The sequence below is a fragment of the Bifidobacterium sp. genome (assembly GCF_050874245.1).
In the GTDB taxonomy this organism is placed as follows: Bacteria; Actinomycetota; Actinomycetes; order Actinomycetales; family Bifidobacteriaceae; genus Bifidobacterium.
Map to the genome: position 1 here is coordinate 1 of NZ_JBNMKH010000089.1, position 6251 is coordinate 6251.

Consider the following 6251-nt stretch of genomic DNA (forward strand, 5'->3'; position numbering starts at 1 on the left):
CTTTACACGGTGGATGTCGGGGGTTCGAATCCCTCATCGCCCACTTTCTTTATCCCCCATGAATCCAAGGATTTCCAGTCGAGCCGACGGTGGTTCCACGTATTTCATCCACGTTCTGCCCACATAACAAAAATAAAAATCCCCTGATCGAAAGAATCAGGGGATTTGAAAATCACGAATAAAGGAATCTACCTGCCCTTGCCGAAAGCGCGCAGGCGGACGCCATTCCAATCGGCGCTGACGGTCAACGGAGTGGCCGCGTTCATGCCGGCGGTCTTGGCCGCGGACTGCACGGTGCTGGAGCTTGCCGCCCCTGGACGTCCCGGCTTCGGGGTCAGCACCCACAACGGACCATCGTCGCCGAGAACCGCGTATGCGTCCACGATGGTGTCGGACAACTCGTCCTCATCATCGCCGTCACGCCACCAGATGATCACGCCATCGACGGCGGAATCATAGTCCTCGTCGACCAGTTCCTCGCCGGTCAGTTCCTCGATCTTGGCGCGGATCGAGTCATCCACATCATCGTCCCACAACCATTCCTGTACCAGGTCGCCGGCGTGGAAACCGAATTCTTCAGCGTTATCAGATGCCGTTTGATTCACGTTCGCCAATATACCAACACAGCTCGAAATACATGTTACAGACGCTGGAATTGCTCACGTTTCGAGATTTCATGGCGATTTTCGGCAGCGTCTCGTCGCATCCCCCTGCCGATCATGGCCAATGGAACAGTCACTTCCCGGCGACGCACTTCGGTAGAGATCCGCCTTTGCCGTCGCGGATGGAGACCAACGCCTTGTACGCCTCGTCCAAGGTGCCGACCTTCACCACATGCAGGCCTTGCGGAACATGGCCGACGACGTCGGAACAGTTGGACTCCGGAGCGAGGAACCATGTGGCCCCATCGCGTTTCGCGCCGAGCATCTTCAATCGGATGCCTCCGATGGCGCCGACCTCACCTTTGGCGTTCATCGTGCCCGTTCCGGCTATGGTCCTTCCTCCCGAAAGCTTCTCCCCGCTCACCTTGTCTATCAAACCAAGCGTGTACATCATGCCCGCGGATGGCCCGCCGATGTCATCGACGTGCATGGTCACCTTCATGCCCGACACATCGTATCCGTGCGATTTGAGGAATTTCCTCGCCGCCGCCGTGGCCGCGTCCTGGGAGGACGCCATCTCCTTGCTGCTTTCCTTCTCGTAATCCTTGGCGCTTTGTCCGACCGGGAACACCGCCTCCTGCGGAAGCACCGTGGATTTCGGGTTCGCCCATGCCAGCAGGGCCTGCGCGTTGGACACCGGATAGCCCGGCACACCGGAGGCGTTGACCGTGACAAGCAGCAGTTCGCCGGAATCCTTGTGTGTCTTCACGCCGGACACCGAGATGACCTGTTTGCCACCGACCTCGCCCAGCACATTCTGGGTCGGCCCGGGCCCCTGCACCACATACGCGCTGGGAAGGCAGAGAATCACCACGCAGAGCACGGCCGTGAACAGACCGGCGAGATATCGCCATGGGCGAACATCAAACCATCGTCCGACACGCCACCACCATCGTTTGAGACGCGGCAGAACGCCTTGGGATTTCCCCGTACGTGTGCTTTTGGCGTGAACTCGCTGTGTTTCCTGCATATCGGCCATGCCTCCCATACTATGGAAAGCAAACGAACTTAACAATCGCTTGGAACAAGGACAGGGGACGGTATGGACGAGAATGCGATCCGCCAGTGGCTTATCGATTGCTTCGGACCGATTCAGGGCGAAATGGCGTGGAACCAGCTTTCCAATATGCCGGAAGCCTTGCGCGACCAGCTGATGAGTCAGGATCCAAGCACGTTGCCCAAGCCCGAAGAAGTCAAATCCATGATGCAGGCGTTTACCGCGGGCGGACTCAACACCGTGGGCGACATCCAGCATGTCGCCGAGCAGGGGCCGATCAACATCAAACTGGCGAAATCGCTCGCCCTGCAAAAGGCCAATGGCACCGGTTCGGACGCCAGCGTCAGCGCGGAAAACGGTGAAATCGCCAGACGCGCCATCAGCGAGGCGAATCTGTGGCTTGACACCGCCTGCGAATTCAATCCGGCGCAGGGCGAGACGCAGCTGCTCACCCGCGCGGGATGGGTGGAAAGCACTCTCGATTCCTGGGCGCAGTTCGCCTCTCCCGTAGCCGAGTCGATGAACGACGCGTTGGCTTCGATTTTGTCGCAGCGTTTCGGCGACGGCGAAATCCAGCCTGAGATTTCGGGGATTTTCGCAGGCCCGGTCGAGATTCCGATTCCGGACGATATGAAGGATCCGGCCAAGCTGATGCGTTTTGTCGGCAACACGTCGTTCGCCATGCAGCTGGGACGCGCGGCCGGTGATTTGTCGCATGAGGTGCGTGGCAGCTTCGATCAGGGCATCGCATTGTCCAAGAATCCAGCAGGCGGACTCATCGTGCAGAATGTGGTCGAATACGCGAAGTCGCTGGACATCGACGTAAGCGAGGTGATGGGATATCTCGCATTACAGGAGCTCGCCCATGCGCGCCTGTTCGCCTCCGTGCCGTGGCTGATGCCCCGTTTCGAGGCGTTGCTGGGCAAGTACGCGCGTGGCATCGCCATCGACATGGACGCCATGGAGGAGCAGATCCGCGAGGCCGAATCCATCGACCCGGATTCCATGGCCAGCGCGGTGAACATCACCAAGGTGGCGTTCCCGGACACACCGGAGCAGAAGCAGGCCATGGCCTCGCTGGAGAATCTGCTGGCGTTGGTCGAAGGCTGGGTGGATGCCGTCGTGTGGCGCGCCGGCATGGCGCACATCCCGCATATCGAACAGCTTCGTGAGATGCTCCGCCGCGAACGCGCCATCGGAGGACCGGCGGAGCGCACGTTCGAAAGCCTGGTGGGCATGCAGCTCCGTCCGAAGCGCATGCGCGAGGCGGCCGCGTTGTGGGAAAGCATCGGAGCGAAGGAAGGTCCCGAAGCACGCGACGCGAAGTGGTCGCATCCCGACTTGCTGCCGCAGCTGCCGGACGAGCAATCGCAGGACAACGCCGATGCCGCAACCGCCACGGCCGATGCAACGAACGCCGCCGGGGCCGACGGACAGGACTCCGCCGCATCGCAGGAAGCTTCCGGCTCCATTGATTGGGACGCCGAGCTGACCAAGCTGCTTGACGAGGAGGAGCACAAGCACGACGGCACAACAGATGCAGCCGAGTCCAACGGAACGGACGGATCCTCCGATGTCGACGGCGACGTTACGGATGGCGGAGCCGACAGCCCACGGTCACCGGAAGAATCGTGATTCCCTGCGCCAGCGTTCGCCCTCGTCGCCTTCGCGGGTGCGCGCATAGGACACGTCGAGCGTGTCCTCGGCACGAGTGATCGCCACATACATGAGTCGGCGTTCCTCTTCCAAAAGCTCGCCGGCGGGCGGTGAGCCATACGGCATCAATCCCTCCGAGCATCCGATCAGGAACACATGTTTGAACTCCAGGCCTTTGGAGGCGTGGATGGTGGAAATGGTCACGCCGCTCAGGTCAGCGCCCACACCAAGCGCCTCCAACATGGCCAGGCGGTTCTGGATGTTGTCCGCGAGCGCGGAACTCTGCCATCCACTGTCCCGTTTGATGCGGTAGCGCAGATGCTGTTCGGTCAATGCCCGGCAGAAGAGCCTCTGCTGCGCGTTGACTCGGGTGAGGATGGCACAGTCGCCGGCGGAGACTCCGTTGTCCACGAGTCTACGGATACGCGCGGCCACGCCTCGTGCTTCCTCGATGTCGCTGTTGTAGACGGTTTCGGAGACTCGACGGCCGTCTTCCCTTCCGGAGTTCAGTCTGAGATAGTCCTTGCGTTGCGGGGACGCAGCGAGTATGCAGTTGGCGTAGTTCACGATCTGGGGTGTGGAACGGTAGTCGGTGTTGAGTCTGACGTCCGCGGTGAGACGGCCGAATTCGGATGCGAAGTTGAGCAGGCTGTAGCTGCTTGCACCCGCGAACGAGTAGATGGTCTGTGCCGGGTCTCCTACCACACAGATGTTGCGGTTGCGGCCGAGCCAACGGGTGAGCAGGCGGTGCTGCAGCGGTGAGACGTCCTGGTATTCGTCGACGGTGATCCATTTGATGCCGGAACGCATGCTTGCCGCCACTTCTGGGTCGCTGTCGATAAGGTGGCAGGCTATCAGCAGGATGTCGTCGAAGTCGATTTCGTTGCGATTGGTTTTTTCGGCCTCGTACGCCTTGTAGACGTCCACGAATTGGTCCGACTCCAGTCCCGACGGCGGTTGGCGATGCGTGGCTGCGCAGACGCGTCCGTAGTCTTCCGGAGCGATAAGCGATATTTTGCACCAGTTGATTTCCGCTTGCAGGTCGCGCACGGTGTTGTCGTCGACTTGGGAGGTGGTGACGCGTTTCAAGGAGCGTCCCACAAGTTCGATTGGGTTTTTGGCCAGGAACGGCATGGGTCCTTCACACACGTCCGGCCAGATCTGGCGGACCTGGTGCAGTGCCGCGGCGTGGAAGGTCGCGGTTTTGACGTCGGCCGCGACGTTGAGTTTCGACAATCGGCTGCGCATTTCCGCCGCGGCTTTGACGGAGAAGGTCACGGCGATGGTTTTGCGTGGATCCCACTCTTTGGTGGCGCACGCATAGGCGATTCGACGGGTGATGGTCCGGGTTTTGCCCGCGCCCGCGCCCGCGATGATGCGGACGGGCCCCCATATCGCGCTGGCGGCCGTACGCTGCGCGTCGTCCAATCCGTCGAGAAGCTCTTGCGTTGTTGCACTCATGTGTTCCATTGTGGCAGATTGGCCGACGGGCGTGCCGTGTTCGCTTTCCGCCCATGCTTTTGCCCGTCGGATGGGATGTCCAGTCGATAAAAGCCGGAAAAGAGCGCGGTTTTACCGTCCGTTTGTATTAAGGTTGGGTTTGTGACCGAACGAAGCAAATTTATGATGGCCGCCTTGGCGAGCGCGGCGATGCCGAATGCCGTCATCGCGGGCGCGCGTGCCAGCGAACAGAATAACGCCACCGATGAGGGATATGGCATCGACCATGCCGTGGTGCAGGATTCCGTGGGTAGGCTGTATGACACGCTCGCTTCGAGCACTCCGGAGGGACGCAGGCGTCTTGCTGGACGGGTGCGTGCCGCGCAGACGTTGGCTCAGGCCCGGGAATTGGGTGGGCTTGGCTTCGATGTCGATCATGTGCTTGCTTTTTCCAATGGCGAACAGAAGAAGTCCGCCACGGGGGATGTTTCCGTGATGGTTGCCGTCCATCATCCCGGTCAGGCTCGTAGCCTGAGCTTGCTGACGTTGGATGATTGCGTCAGCGTGGGTACCGCTTTGGGCGCGATTCACCGTCTTCGTCCGGATTTTCTGCAGGAGGCGGGTTATCCGGTGTTCACCACGGGGCAGATTCGCGCGCAGCTGACCGCTTGGATCAAGAGGCTGCGTCAGGCGGGTCACGTTCCGCAGGAAATCACAACGAGCTGGTCGGACATTCTGGAGACCGATGGCTTGTGGTCGTTCACCACTTGCCCTGTGCATGGAGGCCTGTCCGACGGCGATGTGCTGTTCTCCGATTCGTCGATCACCGCCATCACGAATTGGCAGGATATGCAGGTCAATGATCCGGCACGTGATCTGGCTTGGATTTTCGCCCGGTTGGACGAGAACCATCGCAACGCGCTGCTGAGCGCCTATGGGCGCATGCTTGGCAATCGTCTGGACGACCTGATCATGCTGCGCGCCAATCTGTGGCTGCAGATGGAGCAGGTGGGCGATTTCATCAACGCGTTGAACAAGGCCGACAGCGTCAAAATCATGCAGTTCAAGGCGCAGGTGGAGCGTCTGGCCCATCAGTTGGGTATGCTCACCGCCAAAACGCATAAGTCGAGCGAAACGCAGCAGGACGGTCAGCAGAACCGCAATCGCACGCCGAGCACCATTACCGTCGGCACGCTGCTGGATGAATCCGAGCGGCGGCGTCGGGAGGCCGCGGAGCGCAATGGCGCGGACGACACGAACGATGCCACGGGCGAGCGTCATATCGACGCCGTCGACATGGACGATGACAGGACCGGCGATTTCGACGTCACCGATTCCCATCCGGTGCGCAGGACCGAACCAAGCGTCGAAGATGCCACGGAGTCGTACGATCCGGTTGGATCTGACGATACCGCCGAGCGTGGGAACACCACCGGGGATGGATCGTCCATCAGCACGTTCATCCCGGAGCAGTCCGCAAGGCAACGGCATGAATC

5 protein-coding genes are annotated in these 6251 nt (G+C 60.6%); 2 read left to right on the forward strand and 3 right to left on the reverse strand.

Going from position 1 to position 6251, the window contains the following annotated elements:
- Positions 1–188 precede the first annotated feature (188 nt).
- A complete protein-coding gene (locus tag ACR0P8_RS08180; protein ID WP_033499097.1) occupies positions 189–614 on the reverse strand; it encodes a DUF3052 domain-containing protein in 426 nt (141 codons plus the stop codon).
- Between the two features lie 121 nt (positions 615–735).
- A complete protein-coding gene (locus ACR0P8_RS08185; protein ID WP_432624611.1) occupies positions 736–1632 on the reverse strand; it encodes a YlbL family protein in 897 nt (298 codons plus the stop codon).
- 72 nt (positions 1633–1704) lie between these two features.
- Between ACR0P8_RS08185 and ACR0P8_RS08190 the strand changes: the two genes are divergently transcribed.
- A complete protein-coding gene (locus tag ACR0P8_RS08190) occupies positions 1705–3294 on the forward strand; it encodes a zinc-dependent metalloprotease (RefSeq protein ID WP_432624609.1) in 1590 nt (529 codons plus the stop codon).
- Here the strand turns inward: ACR0P8_RS08190 and ACR0P8_RS08195 are convergent.
- On the reverse strand, positions 3277–4785 hold the full coding sequence (locus ACR0P8_RS08195; RefSeq protein WP_432624610.1) for an ATP-dependent helicase: 1509 nt from the start codon (positions 4783–4785) through the stop codon (positions 3277–3279). The two genes, ACR0P8_RS08190 and ACR0P8_RS08195, sit on opposite strands and share 18 nt — an antisense overlap.
- 153 nt (positions 4786–4938) lie before the next feature.
- On the opposite strand from ACR0P8_RS08195, the gene ACR0P8_RS08200 reads away from it, so the two are divergent.
- Positions 4939–6251 (forward strand): phosphotransferase (locus ACR0P8_RS08200; RefSeq protein ID WP_432624612.1); only part of this gene is annotated, 1313 nt, incomplete at its 3' end.